Origin of the sequence: Clostridium sp. D53t1_180928_C8, from assembly GCF_015667795.1 — a bacterium.
GTDB lineage: Bacteria > Bacillota > Clostridia > Clostridiales > Clostridiaceae > Clostridium.
Window position 1 is genome coordinate 1 of the sequence record NZ_JADPEL010000053.1, and the last position, 19,787, is coordinate 19,787.

Annotated in this window: 29 protein-coding genes; all 29 read left to right on the forward strand. The window is 28.6% G+C overall.

The window, feature by feature from the left end; all coding sequences use genetic code 11:
* Window positions 1-189, forward strand: a 189-nt coding sequence (locus I4V51_RS17825) for a PcfJ domain-containing protein (protein ID WP_195989785.1), incomplete at its 5' end; no start/stop codon positions are given.
* A gap of 13 nt (window positions 190-202) precedes the next feature.
* The gene (locus tag I4V51_RS17830; RefSeq protein WP_195989786.1) at window positions 203-1,087 is read left to right on the forward strand and encodes a DUF3102 domain-containing protein; all 885 of its coding nucleotides are present in this window, start codon (window positions 203-205) and stop codon (window positions 1,085-1,087) included.
* A gap of 11 nt (window positions 1,088-1,098) precedes the next feature.
* Window positions 1,099-1,251: a hypothetical protein gene (locus I4V51_RS17835; protein ID WP_195989787.1), complete on the forward strand. Its 153-nt coding sequence runs from the start codon at window positions 1,099-1,101 to the stop codon at window positions 1,249-1,251.
* Window positions 1,252-1,253: 2 nt separating this feature from the next.
* Window positions 1,254-1,649 carry a YopX family protein gene (locus I4V51_RS17840; protein ID WP_195989788.1) on the forward strand — a complete coding sequence of 132 codons (396 nt, stop codon included), beginning with the start codon at window positions 1,254-1,256 and terminating at the stop codon, window positions 1,647-1,649.
* 9 nt (window positions 1,650-1,658) lie between these two features.
* Entirely contained in the window at window positions 1,659-1,835 is a 177-nt protein-coding gene (locus tag I4V51_RS17845; RefSeq protein ID WP_195989789.1) for a hypothetical protein, read from the forward strand.
* Window positions 1,836-1,965: 130 nt separating this feature from the next.
* Window positions 1,966-2,121 (forward strand): hypothetical protein, encoded by a 156-nt coding sequence (locus tag I4V51_RS17850; protein WP_195989790.1) that lies wholly within the window; start codon window positions 1,966-1,968, stop codon window positions 2,119-2,121.
* Window positions 2,096-2,287: a hypothetical protein gene (locus I4V51_RS17855; protein WP_195989791.1), complete on the forward strand. Its 192-nt coding sequence runs from the start codon at window positions 2,096-2,098 to the stop codon at window positions 2,285-2,287. The genes I4V51_RS17850 and I4V51_RS17855 overlap by 26 nt, the downstream gene beginning before the upstream one ends.
* A 19-nt stretch (window positions 2,288-2,306) precedes the next feature.
* Window positions 2,307-2,900, forward strand: a complete 594-nt coding sequence (locus I4V51_RS17860) for a hypothetical protein (protein WP_195989792.1) — start codon at window positions 2,307-2,309, stop codon at window positions 2,898-2,900.
* Window positions 2,901-3,120: 220 nt separating this feature from the next.
* The gene (locus I4V51_RS17865) at window positions 3,121-3,900 is read left to right on the forward strand and encodes a terminase small subunit (RefSeq protein ID WP_195989793.1); all 780 of its coding nucleotides are present in this window, start codon (window positions 3,121-3,123) and stop codon (window positions 3,898-3,900) included.
* Window positions 3,901-3,915: 15 nt separating this feature from the next.
* Complete coding sequence (locus I4V51_RS17870; protein WP_195989794.1) at window positions 3,916-4,425, forward strand: hypothetical protein; 510 nt, start codon at window positions 3,916-3,918, stop codon at window positions 4,423-4,425.
* A gap of 159 nt (window positions 4,426-4,584) precedes the next feature.
* Complete coding sequence (locus tag I4V51_RS17875; protein ID WP_195989795.1) at window positions 4,585-5,040, forward strand: phage terminase small subunit P27 family; 456 nt, start codon at window positions 4,585-4,587, stop codon at window positions 5,038-5,040.
* Window positions 5,037-6,731: a terminase TerL endonuclease subunit gene (locus I4V51_RS17880; protein ID WP_195989796.1), complete on the forward strand. Its 1,695-nt coding sequence runs from the start codon at window positions 5,037-5,039 to the stop codon at window positions 6,729-6,731. The genes I4V51_RS17875 and I4V51_RS17880 overlap by 4 nt, the downstream gene beginning before the upstream one ends.
* Window positions 6,732-6,735: 4 nt before the next feature.
* The gene (locus tag I4V51_RS17885) at window positions 6,736-6,939 is read left to right on the forward strand and encodes a hypothetical protein (protein ID WP_195989797.1); all 204 of its coding nucleotides are present in this window, start codon (window positions 6,736-6,738) and stop codon (window positions 6,937-6,939) included.
* 2 nt (window positions 6,940-6,941) lie between these two features.
* Window positions 6,942-8,165 (forward strand): phage portal protein, encoded by a 1,224-nt coding sequence (locus tag I4V51_RS17890; RefSeq protein WP_195989798.1) that lies wholly within the window; start codon window positions 6,942-6,944, stop codon window positions 8,163-8,165.
* The gene (locus I4V51_RS17895; protein WP_195989799.1) at window positions 8,146-8,727 is read left to right on the forward strand and encodes an HK97 family phage prohead protease; all 582 of its coding nucleotides are present in this window, start codon (window positions 8,146-8,148) and stop codon (window positions 8,725-8,727) included. Before I4V51_RS17890 ends, I4V51_RS17895 begins: the two co-directional genes overlap by 20 nt.
* Window positions 8,728-8,746: 19 nt before the next feature.
* Entirely contained in the window at window positions 8,747-9,847 is a 1,101-nt protein-coding gene (locus I4V51_RS17900) for a phage major capsid protein (RefSeq protein ID WP_195989800.1), read from the forward strand.
* 44 nt (window positions 9,848-9,891) lie between these two features.
* Entirely contained in the window at window positions 9,892-10,269 is a 378-nt protein-coding gene (locus I4V51_RS17905; protein WP_195989801.1) for a hypothetical protein, read from the forward strand.
* Window positions 10,269-10,595 carry a head-tail adaptor protein gene (locus I4V51_RS17910; protein ID WP_195989802.1) on the forward strand — a complete coding sequence of 109 codons (327 nt, stop codon included), beginning with the start codon at window positions 10,269-10,271 and terminating at the stop codon, window positions 10,593-10,595. The genes I4V51_RS17905 and I4V51_RS17910 overlap by 1 nt, the downstream gene beginning before the upstream one ends.
* Window positions 10,595-10,954 (forward strand): hypothetical protein, encoded by a 360-nt coding sequence (locus I4V51_RS17915; protein WP_195989803.1) that lies wholly within the window; start codon window positions 10,595-10,597, stop codon window positions 10,952-10,954. The genes I4V51_RS17910 and I4V51_RS17915 overlap by 1 nt, the downstream gene beginning before the upstream one ends.
* A complete protein-coding gene (locus I4V51_RS17920) occupies window positions 10,954-11,322 on the forward strand; it encodes a hypothetical protein (protein WP_195989804.1) in 369 nt (122 codons plus the stop codon). Before I4V51_RS17915 ends, I4V51_RS17920 begins: the two co-directional genes overlap by 1 nt.
* The gene (locus I4V51_RS17925; protein ID WP_195989805.1) at window positions 11,322-11,948 is read left to right on the forward strand and encodes a hypothetical protein; all 627 of its coding nucleotides are present in this window, start codon (window positions 11,322-11,324) and stop codon (window positions 11,946-11,948) included. The genes I4V51_RS17920 and I4V51_RS17925 overlap by 1 nt, the downstream gene beginning before the upstream one ends.
* A 68-nt stretch (window positions 11,949-12,016) precedes the next feature.
* Window positions 12,017-12,649, forward strand: coding sequence for a hypothetical protein (locus I4V51_RS17930; RefSeq protein WP_195989806.1), 633 nt, complete (start codon window positions 12,017-12,019; stop codon window positions 12,647-12,649).
* A 9-nt stretch (window positions 12,650-12,658) separates the two neighbouring features.
* Window positions 12,659-16,417 carry a phage tail tape measure protein gene (locus I4V51_RS17935; RefSeq protein WP_195989807.1) on the forward strand — a complete coding sequence of 1,253 codons (3,759 nt, stop codon included), beginning with the start codon at window positions 12,659-12,661 and terminating at the stop codon, window positions 16,415-16,417.
* A 41-nt stretch (window positions 16,418-16,458) separates the two neighbouring features.
* On the forward strand, window positions 16,459-17,265 hold the full coding sequence (locus tag I4V51_RS17940; RefSeq protein ID WP_195989808.1) for a phage tail domain-containing protein: 807 nt from the start codon (window positions 16,459-16,461) through the stop codon (window positions 17,263-17,265).
* Window positions 17,256-18,332 (forward strand): phage tail protein, encoded by a 1,077-nt coding sequence (locus I4V51_RS17945; protein ID WP_195989809.1) that lies wholly within the window; start codon window positions 17,256-17,258, stop codon window positions 18,330-18,332. Before I4V51_RS17940 ends, I4V51_RS17945 begins: the two co-directional genes overlap by 10 nt.
* 57 nt (window positions 18,333-18,389) lie before the next feature.
* Window positions 18,390-19,181, forward strand: coding sequence for a hypothetical protein (locus tag I4V51_RS17950; protein ID WP_195989810.1), 792 nt, complete (start codon window positions 18,390-18,392; stop codon window positions 19,179-19,181).
* A gap of 3 nt (window positions 19,182-19,184) precedes the next feature.
* Window positions 19,185-19,403, forward strand: coding sequence for a hypothetical protein (locus I4V51_RS17955; protein WP_195989811.1), 219 nt, complete (start codon window positions 19,185-19,187; stop codon window positions 19,401-19,403).
* A gap of 14 nt (window positions 19,404-19,417) precedes the next feature.
* Window positions 19,418-19,582 (forward strand): hypothetical protein, encoded by a 165-nt coding sequence (locus I4V51_RS17960; RefSeq protein ID WP_195989812.1) that lies wholly within the window; start codon window positions 19,418-19,420, stop codon window positions 19,580-19,582.
* Window positions 19,582-19,787: hypothetical protein (locus I4V51_RS17965; protein WP_195989813.1), on the forward strand; the 206-nt coding region annotated here is incomplete at its 3' end. The genes I4V51_RS17960 and I4V51_RS17965, both read left to right, overlap by 1 nt.

Genomic DNA, 19,787 nt, shown 5'->3' on the forward strand with positions numbered 1-19,787 from the left:
TTATTTTTCATAAGAAGGATTGGAGAAGAGGAAAAGCCGTTCTTTGCAGTTGAAATAAATAAAGATTTTAAAGTAGTGCAAGTAAGAGGTAAAAGAAATTGTTTAAGCACAAAAGAAGTAAAAGAGTTTATGGAAGTATTCGAGAAAGAGAAATTAAATAATAAGAAAAAGAAAAGTAAGGTAGCGTAAAGGAGAAGAGGAAATGAGTAATTTAGTAATAAATAGAACTCCAGAAATTATTGCAGCAGAGATTAATAGTATTAAGGAGCAAACAAGAAGGGTATTTTTATTCAACAGCATAGAAATAGGGAGAAAGCTGACAGAGGCAAAAGAATTAGTAGAGCATGGATCATGGGGGCAATGGTTAGAAGAGGCAGTTGATTATTCGAAGTCAACTGCAAACAACTTAATGAAGTTATTCCAGGAGTATGGAGCAGATCAAATTACTTTATTAGATGATAATTTAAAGAGCCAAGCGTTTGGAAATTTAACTTATAGCCAAGCAGTTTTGTTATTGGGAGTTCCAGAAGAGGATAGAGAAAAATTTGTTGAAGAAAATAAAGTTGATGAAATGTCTACAAGAGAATTGAAAAAAGCTATAGATGATTTAAAAAAATCTAATAAAGAGAAAGATAAAGCTTTAAAAGAAAGAGATGAAGCTATAAAAAAGCTTAGTGCAGCAGAGGAAACAAATAAGATATTAGAAGAAACATTTAATGAAGGAGCTGCAGAAAGAAATAAATTAAATGAAGAGATAGTTAAACTTCAAAGAGAGTTAGAAGAAGCTAAGTCAAAGGAAACTGTACAAGATATTGATTATATAGAGATAACAGAAGAGGTACAAGCTAAAATGAATGCTCTTATTGAAGAAAGAGATGATTTAGAAAGAAAATTAGAGCAGGCAAAAGCTAAACAAAGCAATAGTTCTGTAAAGTTTAAAGTTTATTTTGAAGAAGCAGGAAAAACTTATCAGAAGTTATTAGAAGAGTTAGAAAATATTAAAGTTGCTGATGAAGTTGAATATATAAAATATAGAGCAGCTACAGAAAAGTTTTTAAATGCAATGTTGCAAAGAGTTAGTGAGTAGGAGGTTTAGAGATGAAGAAATTAAAAACATTAACATTAAAGCAAAAGAAGTTTTTAGAAAATGAAGGTTTGGATCCTAACAACTATTTATTAGAAAGGGAAACTGCAGAAGAATATAGATTTTATGATAAGGGTAGAGATGTAATTGTAGGTATAAGGAGATAGTGATGGAGAAAATTAAATATAAGATTTATAACAGTGACAAAAAAGAAGTTAATGAGTATGTTAATGCTAGTATAGCTATAGATGGGGGAGTACAGACATTTGGGAAGGATGGAAGAATACAAGGTACTTTAATTAATAGACATTTAGTACCTATGCTATATGCTGGGAAGAAAGATATAGATGGAAATGAAATATTTGATGGATATATTGTTAAGAGAGAATCAACAGGGCCAGGTGAAGAGGATATAGTTGGAGCTATAGTTTTTGATGAATGTTCATGGTGGATAGAGAATAGAAAAGAAGGTAGAGCAGTAAGATTATTTTCAGAAACTGCGGTAGATAAGATTATAGGTAATTTATTTCAGGATGTAGAGTTATCAGAAAGTATTGGATTTTAGAGTAGATATATGGAAAAGAAAAAAGTTAATAATATAATAAAGTTCCTAAATGATGATAGTTGTGGGGATATGGAAAAGCCTGAATTAACATTATTAATAAAAAATGTATTTGATTTAACAGAAAATCAAGCAAAGAAAGTATATGGAATGTGGAAATGCCAATATATGAAGCCAAAGGCTGATTAAATATAAATGTTGGATTTGGATTAACTCCTATAGTAGCAGGGATTACAAATTGCTAATTAAGGAGTATATAAGGGAAGTTAGTAAGCTTCCCTTATAATTAATAAATAAAAAATAATGAAGAGGTATGATGATGGGATATATAACAGAAAAAGACTATGAAGAAGCTGAAAAGAATGGGATTTGTAGAAGTACATTAAGAACTAGGATTAGTATGTATGGATGGGATAAAGAAAAAGCAATAAACACACCAATTAAAGCTGATGAAGGAAAGTATACAAGCTTATAATAGATGGTCACAAATAAAATATGAAGTGAAGAAAGAGCTGAAAAGGGGAGAAGCTACAGCTACAAAGGAGAGATTAGAAGAGATATGTATTTACTTAAAGCATATTCATACATCAACTAAATCAACATGGCTAAAAGCTAGAGAGGATATAAGACAGTATAATTAAGAGAAGAGAGGTGCTATTAATGGGAGAAAATAATGAGAAGATAATTAAAAAGCTTATAAAAGATACAGCTAAAGAGGTTGTTAAGGAATTAAAAGGTAATGTATTTAAAGAAGCTGCAAAGGAAGTAGTAAATGAGTTGAAGAGTAATAATATGATAAAGAAAGAAATGAGCTATTATAAAAGGGTGGAGTTATTATTATATAACTATGAAAACTTAAAGCATGCAGTAAGACAAAAAGAAGAGGATATAGAATATATAGATAAACATGGATTACCAGAGAGTAGTAAGAGTGTTGTAAAATATAATTTATCTGGAGGATTATCTAAGGAAGATAGATATGTACAACTTAAAGAAAAATATGCTAGAGAAAAAATTGAAACTGAAAGGGATTTAAAGAGAATAGATAATGCATTAGATAAAATAAAAAAAGATAGATATTATGACATAATAAAATTAAAGTATTTAAATTCAGAAGAGGAAAAGGTTGCTACTGATGAAATGTTAGCAGATGTTTTAAAAAGAGATAGAAGCACTATAATTAGAAATAGAAAGAGACTAATAAATAAATTAATAACAATTTTATTTCCTGAAAGCATCAAGGATGTAATATAAAAATGCAACAATTAGTGCAACAATTACTGCTATTGAGTGTGCGTAAAATAAATAGTAATATGATATTAGGCAATAGCGCTCAAACATATTTCTCATTTATCTCATACCCTAATTTTGAAGCATCTAACTTAAATGTTAGGTGCTTTTTTATTTTACATAATTAATTTAATGTAAAATACTTTAGTTATTTAGAACGGAGGGCTGGTGATGAATATAAGAAATGGCTAGAAAACTTAATCCAAAGGCTAAAATAGCTGAAAAACTATATAAAAAAGGCTGTAAATTAGTAGATATAGCTAATCAAATTGAAGTTCCAGCATCTACGGTAAGACGATGGAAACATCAATATGATTGGGATAAAAAACGTTCGGAAAATAAAAGCGAACGTTCAGATAAGAAAAATAACAATAAAAGTAATGTTAATAATAAAGAGGTTAATGATCTAGTAGAAAATGAAGAATTAACAGATAAACAGAAGCTTTTTTGTATTCACTATATTAAATGTTTTAATGCTACAAAAGCATATCAAAAAGTATATAAATGCAAATATGAAACTGCAGCAGTTAATGGGAGTAGACTACTAAAAAACACTAAGATAAAGAAAGAGATAAAAGAATTAAAGGGGAATAAGTTAAATAGGGCGTTTATAAGCAAAGAAGATATATTTCAAAAATATATAGATATTGCCTTTTCAGATATCACAGACTTTGTTGATTTTGGGAATAAAGAAGTTGATAGAGTTTACGAAGATGGGAGTAAGGTAAAAACTGATATTACTTATACTGTAGCAAGAAATGCTGATGAGATTGATGGAAGTTTAATAAGTGAAATAAGCAATAGCGAAAGTGGTGTTAAAGTTAAACTTCAAGATAAAATGAAAGCATTAGCATGGTTAAGTGAACACATGGATTTAGCTACAGCAGAACAGAAAATTAATATTAAGAAAGCAGAGATAGACATAGAGTTAAAGAAAGCAGAGATAGAGAGTAAGGGATTTTAAGGGTGAATAAATGATATGAAGAAAATGTGTCCAAGATGTGGGAAAGTAAAAATAGATAAGGCTGATAAATACTGTATTAAATGCAATAAAGAATATAGGAAAGATGAAGCTAAAAGATATAAGTATTACAATAGGAATAGATCGTTAAATGAAGAAGAAATGTTTTATGTTAGATTCTATGCAACTAAAGCGTGGAAGACTGCTAGAGACACAGCAAATAATAGATGTAATTCATTATGTTTACCCTGCTTAGCTATCGAAGAAGGGGCAGAGAATGAGTGGGATATTATAGAGAATATTGGATATGGAACAGAGAATGCAGATGTAGTACATCATATAGTTGAATTAAAAGAAAATTATGATTTAAGAATAACACAACATAATTTAATTACTCTATGTGATAAGCATCATAATGTAGTTCATAATGAATATAAAACTAAGAATAAAGAAAAGGTTCAAAAGATACTGTCATCAACTTTAAAATGGTTTGAAAAAAATTTCTATACATTTAACAATGAAAAATAGATGTTGGTATTTTATTATCATGGGCAATTTAAATTTATATTTTACTAGATATCCGGGGTATCTTGTAATGTTAAAAAAGAAAGCTAAAAAAACCCGATAAAAACTCAATTACAAAAAAATTCCCTAAAATGAGATATTTTTTGAAAGGAGAAAATATATATGGCAAGACCAAGAAAGAGTCAAACATTAAAAAATTCACATCAATCACAAGAAGAAATTGAAAATATGCTTGAAGCTGAAGAAAAGCTAAAAGGAAATAATGATAATATATATCCACCAAGTTATTTATCAGATGAGCAATGTAAATTATTTAATGAAATTGTAGATGAGTTGGAATCAAGTGGTATTTTAACTAATTTAGATAATTATATATTATCTAATTGTTCTGTTGCTATTTCACGAATAAGGGCAATAGATAAAATGGTAAATGAAAATATAGCAAGATTAAATAATAAAGCATTGATGGGTGCGAGAAAAGATGCAGAAGCTGCTTTCTTTAGATGTTGTAATGAATTATGTCTTTCTCCTCAATCAAGAGCAAAATTAGCTGGATTGAATGCAGCTAAAGAAAATATTGAGGAAGACCCTTTGATAAAGGCATTATTAAATAAATGATACTGCTAGATAAAGCTTTGCAATATGCAAGAGATTGTATAGATGGTAAAGAGATAACTACCTGGGAAGTTATAGAGCAATGTAAAATTTTTATAAATGATTATGAAAATAGGCAATATAAAGATGATTTTTTATATTATTTTGATATAGAAAAATTACAAGTAATTAATAACTTAATTGCTTTGTTGAATTATGCTACTGGTTTTTTAACAGGAAAACCTATTTTACCTAATCTATCTAACCATCAAGCTTTTTTATTTGCTAATATTTTTGGATGGAGATTTAAAAATAATCCTAAAAAGTTTAGGTATAGAGAAGCTATGTTATTTATAGCTAGAAAAAATGCAAAAGGAACAGATTGTGCAATTATTATTATTTGCTTCATGTTAACAGAAGATGATTATTCGGAAATTTATTCTATTTGTGTATCTAAAGAACTAGCAGCAGAAATTAGAAAACAGATAGATCAATTAGTTAATGCTAGTCCAGCTCTTAAAAAACATTTTAAAATATCAAAGATGTGGACAGGACAAGTTTTATGTAAGTTAACTAAAAGTTTTTATCAACCAAGAACTGCAGAAGCTAATAAAAACAATTCTATTAGGCCAGGCCTAATAGTTGCTGATGAAGTTGGTAGTTTTACTGATGCAAGTAATATAAATGCTATGAAATCTGGGCAGAGGTCAGTTCTTAATCCTTTATTATTTAGAACTACTAGTGCTTATGCTGAAAGTAATAGTATTATATATGAAGAATTAGAATACTGTAGAAATATTTTAAAAGGTAATATTGTTAATGAAAGATATTTTTGTTTGATATATTATGCTAATAATGATGAGATTTGGAAAGATAGTGGAATATATAGAGCGAACCCACTAAGAATAGAAGAAAACTATCAAGAAATAAGAGAAGCTAGAGAGAAAGCTAAAGAAGTTGAATCTGAAAAAGAAGAGTTTTTAACAAAATCATTAAATATTATGTTAGAAACATCTGAAAAAGAAGAACATTATCTTGATATGGATCTTTGGAAAAAATGTAGAGTTGATAAAATAAGCTTTAAGGGTAAGAAAGTAATAGTATCTGTTGATTTATCTAAGACAATAGATTTAACTGCAGTTGGAATTATGTATAGAGAAGATAATAAGTATTATGCTAAAGTACATGGTTTTATACCAAAAGGAACATTAACAAAGGCTAAAAGGCATGAAAAAATAGATTATTATGCAGAAATGAGAAAAGGAAACTGTACAATACATGAAGGTAATAATATAAAGTATATTAAAATATGTGAGCATATAAGAAAAATAGAGGAAAAATATGAATGTGAAATAGAAAGCATTGCAATAGATCCTACTTATGCTGATGTATTAATAGAGGAATTAGAATCAGATTATGAATTAATAGAATTAAGACAAACTTATACGGTTTTATCACCACCTACCCTAAGCATGAGAGATGCTGTTTATGAGGGTAGATTTTTTTATGAAAAAAATACATTGCTAGATTGGAATATGAGTAATGCTTTAGTTAGTGAGGGTAAGGCAGGAGATATAATGATTATGAAACATAGAGCAAGTAATAATACAAGAGTTGATATGGCTGTAGTATTACCTTTTGCATATAGTCAATTGTATTTAAAACCATGTGAATATAATCCAGTAGATGTACTATTAGAGCAAGATTGGGGGTGATTAAGTGAAATTAATTAAATGGTTTAAGGTTAAATATAGAAAAGTAAAAACATTTGTTATAGAAAATTTAACAGATGTTTTAATTTTTTTAGCATTATTTATTATAGCTATTAATTCTATGCTAATTAATTTAAATTTTGGGATGTATGTATTAGCTGTAGAATTGATTTTAATTGCTTATAGCCTTTATAAGAAAGGAGGTGAATAAGTTTGAGTATATTTTTTAATCGTGAGAAAAGGGCCATAACATATGATGATGTATTTGGGAAAAGTTTTTTAGAGTATAAAGAATCTAATCAAGGTATTGGAGAAAGTTCTTATTTTGCTTGTGTGAATTATATATCAAAAGCTATAGCTAAATTACCATTAGAAATTTTAAATATTGAAAATGGTAATAAGATACCTGATAGAACACATAAAAACTTTGAAAAGGTTAATCTAAGGCCTAATAGAGTAATGAATGCATATAATGCAATGGAAATGTTTATAGCATGGGGACTTCACAATGGAATAAGTGGGTTATATATAGATAGAAGCACTGGTGATTTATATCCAGTTGAGATAAAAACAATATTTGTTGATGATGCAGGAATAATAGATAGCGCTAAAAATTGTCCAATACTTTATACTTGTAAGCTTAATAATGAAATATTTGATGCTCTAGATAAAAATGTAATTATATTTAAATATGGATATAGTAATGATGGAATAAAAGTTGTTCCAGTTAGAAGTATTTTAACTAATACTATGGATACTTTAGTTAAGGGCCAAACATATTTAAATGATATATTTAAAAATGGTCTCGTTGGGAAAGCTGTAGTACAAACTACATCGACTATTGAAGATGAAAAGCAGTTATCAAAAATACAACAAAAATTTAGCAAGTTATATAGCAATAATGGAAGAGTGTTTACTGTTCCTGCGGGATTTAATGTAAGTTCTTTAAATTTATCACTTGCAGATGCTGAATATGAAGCTATAAGAAGATTAAGCAAAAAGGAATTATGTAGTGCTTTTAACTTGCCATCGACAATTTTAAATGATTATGAGGATGTAAATTATAGCACTGGAGAACAACTTCAATTGCAAATTTACTCTGATGCATTACAACCTATTATAATTCAAATACAGCAAGAATTTACTTATAAATATTTAAGTAAAATAGATAGAGAAAAGTATTCAGTAGAATTTGATGAAGATCAACTTTATAGAATGGATTATGAAACTAGAGTTAATTCAATTACAAAATTAGCTGATAATGGATTAACAACTAATGATGTTCGTAGAGAATTTGGTTATGAAGCATTAAAACATGAAGGAGCTGATGAAATACTTGTAACTAGTGGAAAGATGCCATTAAGTACATGTATTAATTACTATGATAAATCTGACACTGTGAAAGGGGGTGAGGATATTGGAAATAAGGATGCATGATAACTCCATTGTAGTTGAAGGATATGTAAATACAGTTGCTAGAGATAGTAAAACAATACATTCGCCTAATGGAGATTTTGTTGAGCAAGTACTTCCAAGAACTTGGAGTAAAGCACTTAGAAAAGCTGATGATGTAAAAATACTTTTTAATCATATTGAAAGCAGAGAATTAGGTTCAATTGAAGAAGGGAATTTACAGTTATTTGAAGATGCAATAGGATTAAGAGTTAAAGCAACTATTACAGATGAAGAAGTAGTTAAAAAGGCTAGAAACGGTGAATTGAGAGGTTGGTCATTTGGGTTCTTAACTAATAGAGATACTTGGGAAAAAGTTAATGATAAACTTCAAAGAAGATATTTAACAGATATTGATTTGTTAGAGGTATCAATTTTAACTGTAGAACCGGCATATAGTGGTTGTTTAGCTGAAGTTAGAAAAGAAGGAAGCCTAGCAGAGGTAAGATTTAATCCGGATATTGTTAATGAGATTAAAAATAAAGATAATAATGAACTTGAAGAATTAAGAAAATTTAGTCAAGCAATAGAAGATATATTTAATTAAATAAATGGAGGGTTTCAAAATGAAAGCTAAAGAAATTAGATCTTTAATAGAAAAAACTAACAAGGAGTTACTTGAAGCTGTAAATCAAGAAAACTTAGATTTAGCAAAGGAAAAAAGAAGTGAAATTAAGAAGCTTACTAAGGAATTAGAAAAGGCAGAAGAGGAAGAAGATGAGGAAGAAGATGAAGCTGAAAAAAGAAGTTTGCAAACTCAAAAGAGGAATAAGGGAGGGGATGAAATGAATAAAGAAAAAAGAAGCTATGAGAATGCAGCAAAAGAATTAGCAGCAGGTAGAACTATTTCTACAAGAGCTATCCAAGTTTCAGGAGAATCTACAAAAGCAGTTGTACCAGAAGAATTCTTGAATGATTTAGAAACTTTAGAAGCTGGATATGGTTCATTAGAACAATATTGCGAAGTTATTCCGGTAACATCACTTACTGGGAAAAGACCAGTATCAGAATTAAGTGGGAAGCTTAATAAATTGACTCCAGGGCAAAAGATTCCAGAGGGAGCTTTAACTTTTACTCAATTACAATATGATTGTAATGGATATGGTGAATTAGTTGCTGTAGATAATCAATTAGATGCAGATAGTGCAGTAGATTTATTTGGTGTTATAAAAGAAAACTTTGTAGTTAAATCAGTTAATACAAAAAATGAATTAATATTAGCACAAGTTGAAGCAAATAAAGAAAGTGATCCTATTTCTTTAGCTACTGGAAAAGTTGTAGATTTAATATGTGATGGAATTGATGCTTACAAACCTTCAGTAAGAAGATTTGTTAAAGTATTAGCTACAAGTGCTTTAAGATCTAAGCTTAAAAATGCTATGGTTTCTGATGGGCATAGGGATGATAGAATTACTGTAGAAAATGGGAAAGTATTTGTAGATGGTCATGAAGTAGTAGAATATGATTCAACACTTGGAAATAGTGAAGCTTTAGGATATGTTGTTCCTATGAAAGCTATTAAGTTCTTTAAAAGAAAAGCAATTGAAATAGCAACATCTAATGAAGCATTTTTTGATTCAAATGCTCAAGCTATAAGAGTTGTAGAAAGGTTAGATGTTAAAGCGTTAGATAAAGCATTACTTAAATCTAAGAAAATAACAGCATAATAGTGAGGTAATATCCTCACTATTTTTTATGCGAAGGGGGATAAATGTATACTATATTATCAAGTGATGAGTATAGAACAATATTAGCTAATAAGCCTACAGAAGAACAAATTGAAAAAATAAAAAAAGAAATCAACTCACAACTTCAAGATGTAATTTCATTTTGTAAAGTAGATTTAGATGATGTAGAAGAATTAGTTGATATAGTTGATTTTACAGAAATTGCAGATATTTATATAGAAAGTACTGTTGGGCCAGACTTTAGAAAAAGTGAAAAAAATTTAAAGTTAGCAAGGATTTTACTCAGAAGGCTTGTGAATTCTATGTATTTTAATCGTTCATATGAAATTGCTTCATCTGCTAAAACTGATATTATAACTAGAAACATTTTATCGAAATTATCTAATTTGGAGGAAATATAATGATACCAACAATTTTAGATAAAAAAATAAAATTTATTATAAATGAAGATAATGGAGAAGCTTTTTCAAATAAAAATAATAAAAAAGTTATTAAAACTTTATATGCAAATTTACTTACATTAACTAATAGTGAAGCTGTACAAGCTTATTCTAAAGATGAAAGTGTTATTATATCATTCAGAGTTATAAATACAAAGTGGACTAAGGAACTACCATATAAAACTAAAGACTATCAAATACTTTTCAATAACTTAACTTATGATATTATTGCAGCCGTTCCAAAAGGAATTAATTATATAGATATTAAATGCAAGGTGGTTATTTAATGAGTGGATGTGTAATTGAAGGTTTAGATACTTCTTTAGATTTATTTGATGAAATTACTGATGATGATATAAAAAAGGCTCTTAATGAAATAGGTAAAAAGGCAAAGAAGGCAATGCAAGTAGCTTCAGCTGTTGATACAGGGTATGCTAAAAGAAGTGTAAAGAGTAGACTAAAGAGACTTCCATTTGGTTTTAAGTTGGTAACGAGGTTTACAGAAGAATATTATGCTTATCAAGAGTTTGAAAGTAAAAAATCAGATCCTAAAAACATAGGAAGAGCATATAGAGCATTGAAAGAAATTGATAGAGAAGCAGAAGAAATTTTAAGGAAGCTTCCAATTAAGGGGAGTGGATTATAATGGAAAATATTTTTGAAAAAGATTTAAAAGATAAAAAGATATTAGAGTTATGTTCTAATATCTTTTTTTATGATAAGCCAGAGAAAATTAAATCTAATGAATATATAAGATGGTTTATTCTAGATGAACAAGAAAGAGCATTTGCTGGTGGAGAAAGTTTATATACAGAATTTGATATTCAAGTGGATATATATACTTTAGGTAGTTATAGAAATTTATCAAATTTGATTATAAATACACTAAGAGAAAAGAAATATAACCTTATAGAAAACAGTAATTCAGTTGTAAAAAAAGGTGATATAAAAATTTACAATAAAACTTTAAGGTTTAGATTTAATAAATATAATGTGAAAGAGGGTAATAAGTAATGGCAGCAAGTACAGTTGTAAGATTAACAAATGGACTTAAAAAAGTCCTAATGGCGGATATTCAGGAAAATGGTTCATATGGAGAAATATATGAGGTAGCTAAATTAACCGCTATGACTGCAGAAACTGGAGAAGGTTCTATTTCTTTAGCAGCAGGAAATGGAGTTATTTATTCAAAAAAATCAGTTGGCAAAACATCAGGATCATTGTCTTTCTATGGAATGTCAGATGCTACAGAAATGAAATTATTTGATGTTAGAGAAGGTAAAAGTGGTGGGAAAATATATGGAATGAAAGCTAACAAGGGTTATAAAGCTGTTATTGTCGAGGCAACAACAGTAAATTTAACTAGTGGATTAGAGGAAGATGCTCATTTTATATTCCCTAAATGTTCATTAGGAAATATTTCAGATGAAGGTACTACTAAAAGTGAAGATGGAACTGAAACAATTAATACAAAAGCATTATCTTTTGATGCATTACCATTAGATAATTCTTTTGGAACTTATAAATATTTTAACGTTGGAAGTACACCAAGTGCTTTAACAGCTGAAATGTTTGAAGAAAAGGTTCTACCTGCAACAGTTGATGTTTCAAAAGTTGGGCAACGAGATGTAGTTGTATAATTTTTAAAAAGGACACTATATATTAGTGTCTTTTATTATTCATAGAATTATAGGAAAGGAGTTAAAGTATGTTATTAACAGAAAATCCTAAATTAAATTTAAAAGTTAATGGATTAGATATTACTTTCAAATTTGATTTTAATACTATACAAAATTTATATTATGGATTGAAAGATGAAGTTATATGTAAAAGATTAAAGATAGAGCCAATAACTCCACTACAACTTTTAGAGAAGGTTGATAAAGAGTTTGAAAATGGATATTTTATATTATTAATACATTCATCTATGAATGGGAATATATCTTTAGATGAAATTATAGAAAGTATAAAACATTTAGATATTAATATGAAAAAAGATATTTTATATATAATGCAGGCAGTTATGATCCAATCGTTAGTTTATGTAGATAAGTTTCAAGAAAGAAAAGATAATTCTGATGATAAGAAAGAAGAAAAACTAGATGCTTATGATGTATTCGAGGATTGGTTCAATTACTTTTATGTTATGGCAATTGATAAGTTAAAAATATCATTTGATGATTTTTTAAAGTCAACTGCAGCACAAATTAAAGAAAGAGTTAATAGGATTAATATTGATTTTAAAAATAATTTTGGTATTTATAACACTAATATAGCTGATAATAAAGAAAATTCAATAGAAGAGGTTAGTGATATACGTGATTTCTTCAATATGATTTAGGAGGGGAATATGGCTGGAGATGGAAAGATAAGTGTTACTTATGTAGTAAATAGTAGTCAGTATAATAAGAACATAGCTGATATGAAAAAGAATATGCAATTATTAAATCAAGAAGTTAAAACTTCAGCGCAGGAAGTTAATACTTATGGTAAAAATATTCAAAGCTTAAGTAAGCAACAAAGTACTATTAATCAAGCATTAACACAAAGTAAAAAAATACTTGCTGAATATGAATCTTCATTATCAAAAAATAATACTAGTTTAGAGAAAAATAAAAAGAAATTAGGAGAATTAGCAAAACAAAAAGAGCAAGCTAATAAAGCTTATAAAGAAGCTGTAAAAACATATGGTGAAGAATCAGAAGAAGCTTTAAAAGCTAAAGAATCATTAGATGAAGTGTCTAAAGCTTATCAAAAACAGGAGAAAGTAGTTAATAGTAATCAAAATGCTATAAGGAATAATTTAACTCAAATTGAAAAGACAAAACAAGAACAATTAAAATTAGAGCAACAATTAGAACAAACTAATAAAGCAATATCAGAACAAGGGGATAAATTTGCAAAATCTTCAGAAAAGTTTGCTACAGTTGGTACTGCATTAGAAAAAGCTGGTGGAAGTATAAAAAATTGTGGAGAAGAAGCGCAAAAAGCGGGAGCATTAATAGTTGGAGCTAGTACAGCGTTAGCTACATTAGCTATGAGTGCAGAGACTGGATTTGCTAAGGTTAATACGTTAACTCATGATAGTGGAGAGAACTTAAAAAAATACAAACAAGATGTTTATGAGTTAAGTGATGATACGGGGAAAAGTGTAGAAGATCTTACAGATGCTTTATATAATGCAATAAGTGCTGGTGTTGATTATAGTGAATCTGTAGATTTCATGAATGATGTTAATAAGGTTGCTGTTGGAGGATTTGGAGAAATTGCAGATGCTTCAAGTGCATTAACAAGTTTAATGAATATATATGGATATACAGTTAAAGATGTATCTTCTATATCTGATAAATTATTTACTGCACAGGAAAAAGGAGTACTTACAGTAGGAGAAATGAGTGGAGTTCTTGGAGAATCAGCTTCAAGTGCTAAAGCTTATAATGTAAACTTAGATAATTTATTAAGTGGATATGTTTCTTTGACTAAAGCTGGTATAAATGTTAACATGGCCAACACTAAAATGAAGTCGTTATTTGATGAGTTAGGTGATACTGGATCTAATGTAGGGAAGATACTAAAAGAGAAAACAGGTAAGTCGTTTACACAATTAATGGAAAATGGAAGTAGTTTGGCAGATGTAATGGGAGTTATAAATAAATCTGTAGACGGCAATAAAGATAAATTTAATGCATTATGGTCATCTAGTGAAGCTGCAGGTGCTGGATTTATAATTGCAAGTGAAGATGGTAAGGTGTTTAATGATGCATTAGACGGTATGACTAATAGTGCTGGTAAGTGTGATGCAGCATTCAATGAAGTTGCGAATACTAGTGAATTTAAAATGAAAAAATCTATAAATGAAGTTAAAAATAGTTTTGCTAAATTAGGTGATTCTTTATTACCTTTAGTAGATGATGTGTCTGGTGGTATAAGTAATATTGCAGACTATATTTCTAAGTTGAATCCAGAAACTATAACAGCAGTAGCTAAATTTGGAGCATTAGCATTAGTATTTGGTACAGTAACAAAAGTTACAGGAAGTTTAGTTGGTATACTTGGTAAAGGGGCAACAGGAATTTCTACATTATTAAAGATAGCAAGCGATACTAAGTCTTTAGGAAGTTTTACAAAAGCGATTGGTTCAAGTGATACAGCAGTAGGAGGGTTAGTAAAGGGGTTAGGTGGATTAACTCTTACAGGCGGAGCAATAGGACTTGCGGTGGCAGGAGTAGGTGCGCTTGGAACAGCACTTTATATGAATCAGAAAGATATAGAAAAATCAGAAGCTAAAATTATTGAAATGGGAGATACTTATGAAGATTTTACAGGAAGATTAAGAACACAGGAAAGTATATGGACTCAATTATTTGGAAAAGAATATAATATTAAATTTGGAGATGATTATAAACAGGCACTAGAAAATACAGAAACTGATGTAGTAAATTGGGTTGAGGCATTGAAGTTAAAACAAGAAGAAATAAATAATATTCTTAATAATACAGAAATTGATGATAATACTAAGAAAGAACAACTAAAGACTTTAGCTAATATGTCACCAGAAACTAATAAAGAACAACAAATGAGTAGCTTTAATACTACATTAACAAATAATAACTTTGGAGAAGAGATAACAAAACAATATTCAGAAGCTTATTCTAAAGCATATGATGAAGCTATAAATACAATAAATCAAGGAGAAACAGAAATTGCAAATATTATTTCAAATTCATTAGATGCTGATGGGAACATAACACAAGATGGTTTAGATAAAATTACAAAAATAAGAGAAGGTTGTCAGGATGAAATAGCCTTTTTACAATCAAATGATTATGATACACAATTAGCACAAACTGAAAGCTATTTAAGAGATGAACAAGCTATTTATGGTAATTCTTCTAAAGAAACAATTAAAGGAAGACAAAATGAAATAGAAGCGCTTGGTGAAGCTAATAAAAAGAAATTAGAACAGGATAAAAAGGCAATTGATGAATTAAGTGGTGTATCAGAAAAAGAAAAGAATAGACGAAAAGAAATAATAGATTGGCAAATAAGAGATGAGCAAATTCTGACAGAAGCTAAGAAAAAAAGTTTAACTAGAAGAGCAATGTATGATTCTGAATATGCTACAAATTATAATATGACAGTAGAAGAAATAAGCGATGGTATAACGAGAGTTATAGACAGAGAAAATAATTTAATGTTAACTTATGCAGATAGTAGCGAAGCTCTTAAAAAATATGCAGATGATAATGGTTTGTATTATAAGCAAATAGTAGATGAAAATGGAAATATGACTGAAGTAGTTACAACTAGTGCAGGTGATGTTGTAGCAACTTTAAGTGATACATCAAACAATGCATCTTTATATTATGGTAATATGGCAAGTGCTATAGGTGGATATGCAGAAGCAGTAGCAAATGGTTCTATGACTACTGAAGAAGCTATGACATCTATTCAAAAGGATTTAGAAAATGGAAAATATTCAGCGGAACAATTTGGAATGACTGATGAAGAATTTTATGCAGTTTCTCAAGCAATGATAGGTGCAAAAGGAGATTCTAGTGCTTTAAAAACAGAACTAGAAAAAATACCCAAGGAGGTTAATACTAAAGTAGAAGCTAAGGTATATGGTGAAGAAAAAGTTACTAATTTGTGGGATAGTCTTAAATCTATAGCAGGGAAAACATGGGATGTAATAGTTAATACTGCTACAAGTGTTGGAACTAGCATAATTGGCAAAAAGAAGGAGTCTGGAGGATCTATAGAAAAATCAGGTATTTATAATATAAATGAAAGAGGAATTGAATTAGTTGATACAATGGGACAAGGTGCATATACACTAGGAGATGCAGCACAAGGAGAATATGCTTATTTACCTAAAAATTCTAGAGTTACAAATGCAGTTATGACAACTCAAAAAATGAGCGATATGATTGATTCTAAACTTAATAATACTATTGGTGTATATTTAAAAGAAATGAATAAAGTATTATCTAATTCTAATAATGGCAAAATGATTAGTATACACATAGATGAAGCACATTTTGAAAATAAAGAGAATGAACAAAAAAGTATTAATAATATTGAGAGAATATTAGGAGGTATAAAGTAGGGCTTATAGGAGCTCTATTTTTATTTTTGAAAGGAGTAAGAATGATTTGCTATAATAAAATATTTATTAATGGGTTACAAGTTTTAGGAGATCAATGTCCTTATTATGCAAATTTATATAATTTTTTATTAGATAGTAGCAATACGAATAGTGATAGTGAATTATATTATCATGGTAGTTATTCTGGTTCTAGTAAAATAAATTCTAAAACTTTTACTTTGATTGTTAGTACCAAAGTAGATAATGATATTAAGTCAGCATTGCAATTAAGTTATATAGTACGAGCTGGAGATGTAGTAATAAATGCAGATATTGAAGGAATAGGAGAAGTTGAATGTAAAGCCAAAAAAGAATCTATAATTACAGATGATTTTGGAAATATGACAATTACTTTTAAAATGTGTGATCCGTATATTTATAAAAAGCATTTTAAAGAATTAACTTTAGAGAAAGTAATTGAAGGAGGATGGAAAGTTCCAACTAGTGCTTTTATAGTTCCTGAAGGTTGGGTTTATACAGAAAAAACCTTAGGGAATATAGGAGAAGCTATAAATGAAGGTTATGCAACAGTTTATCCAATTATTCAAATAAAAGGGCAAGGTAACAATTTCAAAGTTACAAATGAAACAACAGGAGAGAAACTTAGTTTAAATATATTCATTGAAAGCGGAGATGTGTTAAGTATAGATTGTAATCCTAAAAGTAGAAGTGTAAAAGTAAATGGAGTTAGTAAAATACAATATAAAAGTGGGAATTATATTAGTTTAATTAATGGATCAAATCAAATAAAAATTGATTATGATGGAGAATGTTTAGTTTATATAAGGTGGAAAGAAGCATGGATATAAAATATTTTATAAAACTTTATACTAAGCAGCATGAGTTAATTGATGAATTGTATGTTTTATCTAATATATCTTTTAGTAAAACATTAAATGGAATTGGAAGCTGTACATTCAATTCTCCTATTAAGTATTTATCAGAAAAAGAAATAGAGCTCATATTAAATCAACATATAGAATTATATAAAATTGAAAATAATAAAGAGGAGTTGCTATGGTTTGGAGTTGTAAATTCACCATGTCCAGTTAATGAAGACATTCAGTGTATATGTTTAGGTTATGCTTGTTTATTTCAAAATAGAAACTTTATTGATATAGGATTAAATTCTAAGAATGAGTTTAAAAGGGATTATCATAATAAAACTTATGGTTCATTAATATTTTCTCTTATTAGTGAAATAAACAATATAACAAGAACAGGTATTGAATTAGGGGAATGTGAAGATAGTACTTTGAAAACTGATAGAGTTATTGAATGGTCAGATGATCTTTATGAAAAAATACAAGAATTTATAGAAGCTAGTAATTGTTACTTTCAAATTACTGAGGAAAGAAAATTTAATTTTTATAAAAATTTAGGTGAAGATAAATCTGAATACTATGAAATTAATGATTATAACATAATAGGTTCATTAGATTACATTATAGACCAAACACAAATAGCAAATGTAGTTAGTGCAAGAGTTTCGTGGGAAGAAGATAAAGTTTTTAATGCATTAATGTCAACTGCTATTGATTATAATTCTTTAAATTTATATGGAAGACGAGAAAAAGTAATACAAGTTAATGATATAAGGTTACAAGAGACCTTAGATAAGCAATGTGAAGAAGTTTTAAATGCTTATAAGGATCCTTTGATTAATTGTACAGTTAAAGTAGGAATATCAGAAGTGTTTAATATTTTTGATATTGGAGTAGGTGATTATATTAAATTAAATACAGAAAAATATAAACTTAATATAAAAATAAAAGTTCTTGAATATAAAGTTGATTTAACTGAAAATACAGTAACAATTACTTTAGGAAATTCAATTTTTAGAGATAATAAACCAACTATTTATAGATACAAGTAATTATTTTAAAAAGGGCTCTTATGAGTTCTTTTTTATTTTAAGAAAGGAAGAAGTTTTATGGCTATAAGAGGAATTTATAATGCTGATGGCATGACTACTTATACAGTAGCAGATGCACATTTAATTACAAGTAAAAGTTTAGGGGGGAAAATAGTCTTTGGAGAAAATGATTTAAAAGTAACAGCACAAAGTTCACCTGCAATGGCAGTTAAGGTTTCTAGTGGGGTTTGTAGTATTAATGGAGCATTACTTCAGAATACAGCCAGCTACACAATTGATATAGAAAGTAATACTGAGAGTTATCCTAGAATAGATGCAATAGTAGCATATATTTCAGGAACAACTAGACAAATAAAAGTGTTGAAAGGTACAGCAAACCCAAGTCCTTCAGCACCTAGCACTACAAGTTCAAGCTATGTAAAATTAGCGGAAGTATATGTAGGAGTAGGAGTTTCAGCTATTCAAACTGTAAATATTACAGATAGCAGAAAGACAAATAATCAAACTGTTATTAATAATTTATTAGAAGAAATTAATTCTATAAAAGAGTTTAATACGGAAAATCAATTGTTATCTTCTCTTGGAAGGCAGGAGTTTTTGGGTGGACTAAAAGTTCAATGGGGAAGTTTTATAACAACACCAGGAGCAGGGGCTGGAGATGTTTGGGTAGAATTTTCTAAAAGTTTTGCTACTTGTGTATATGCAGATTTCGTTATGAAACCAGCTACACCAGATGTTGTAGATACAAGCAATAAAAGAGTGGAATGGAATAGTAATAGACTTAGAGTAAGATTCACAGGAGCAAGGCAAGAAAACCACGCAGTATACTGGTTTGCGCTAGGATGGTAATATATGAAGGCTATAGAATATTACGATGGATTAACAGAAAAGGATGAGAATAAGGAGTATAAGTTAGTTAAAAGAGTATCAGATAAAGATACTCTTTTTCTATATTTTAAATCTATTGAAATAGTAATTGATGAAGAAAAAGAAAATTTAAAAAATAAAGTAAATGAATTGGATGAAGTTATTGAAAATTTAATGATAACAATAATGGATATAGTGCCTTAGAAGGGGGTGATAAAATGTTTCAAAAGTTATTAGATATGTATGTTGAAAACAGAATTAATAAAACTTATTTAGAAAAGGCTGTTAAATTAAAATGGATAACAGAAAAAGAAAAAAATGAAATAATTGAGTTTAAATTGACAGTAGATATTAATGATACTTATATAGAGGAGGAAGTTTAATGGCAGTTAATTTTAATTTTAGAAGAAAAGATTGGCAGACAGGAGAGGTTATAAAGGAGCAATTTTTAGATAACATTGAAGCAGGAATTGAAGAGGCACATACTGCTATTAAAAAAATAGATTCGGACTTGGAACATAATACGAAACAAATAATTAAATATAACAATAGTTCAATTTATGGACAAAGAGCGAATGGAAAAAGAAG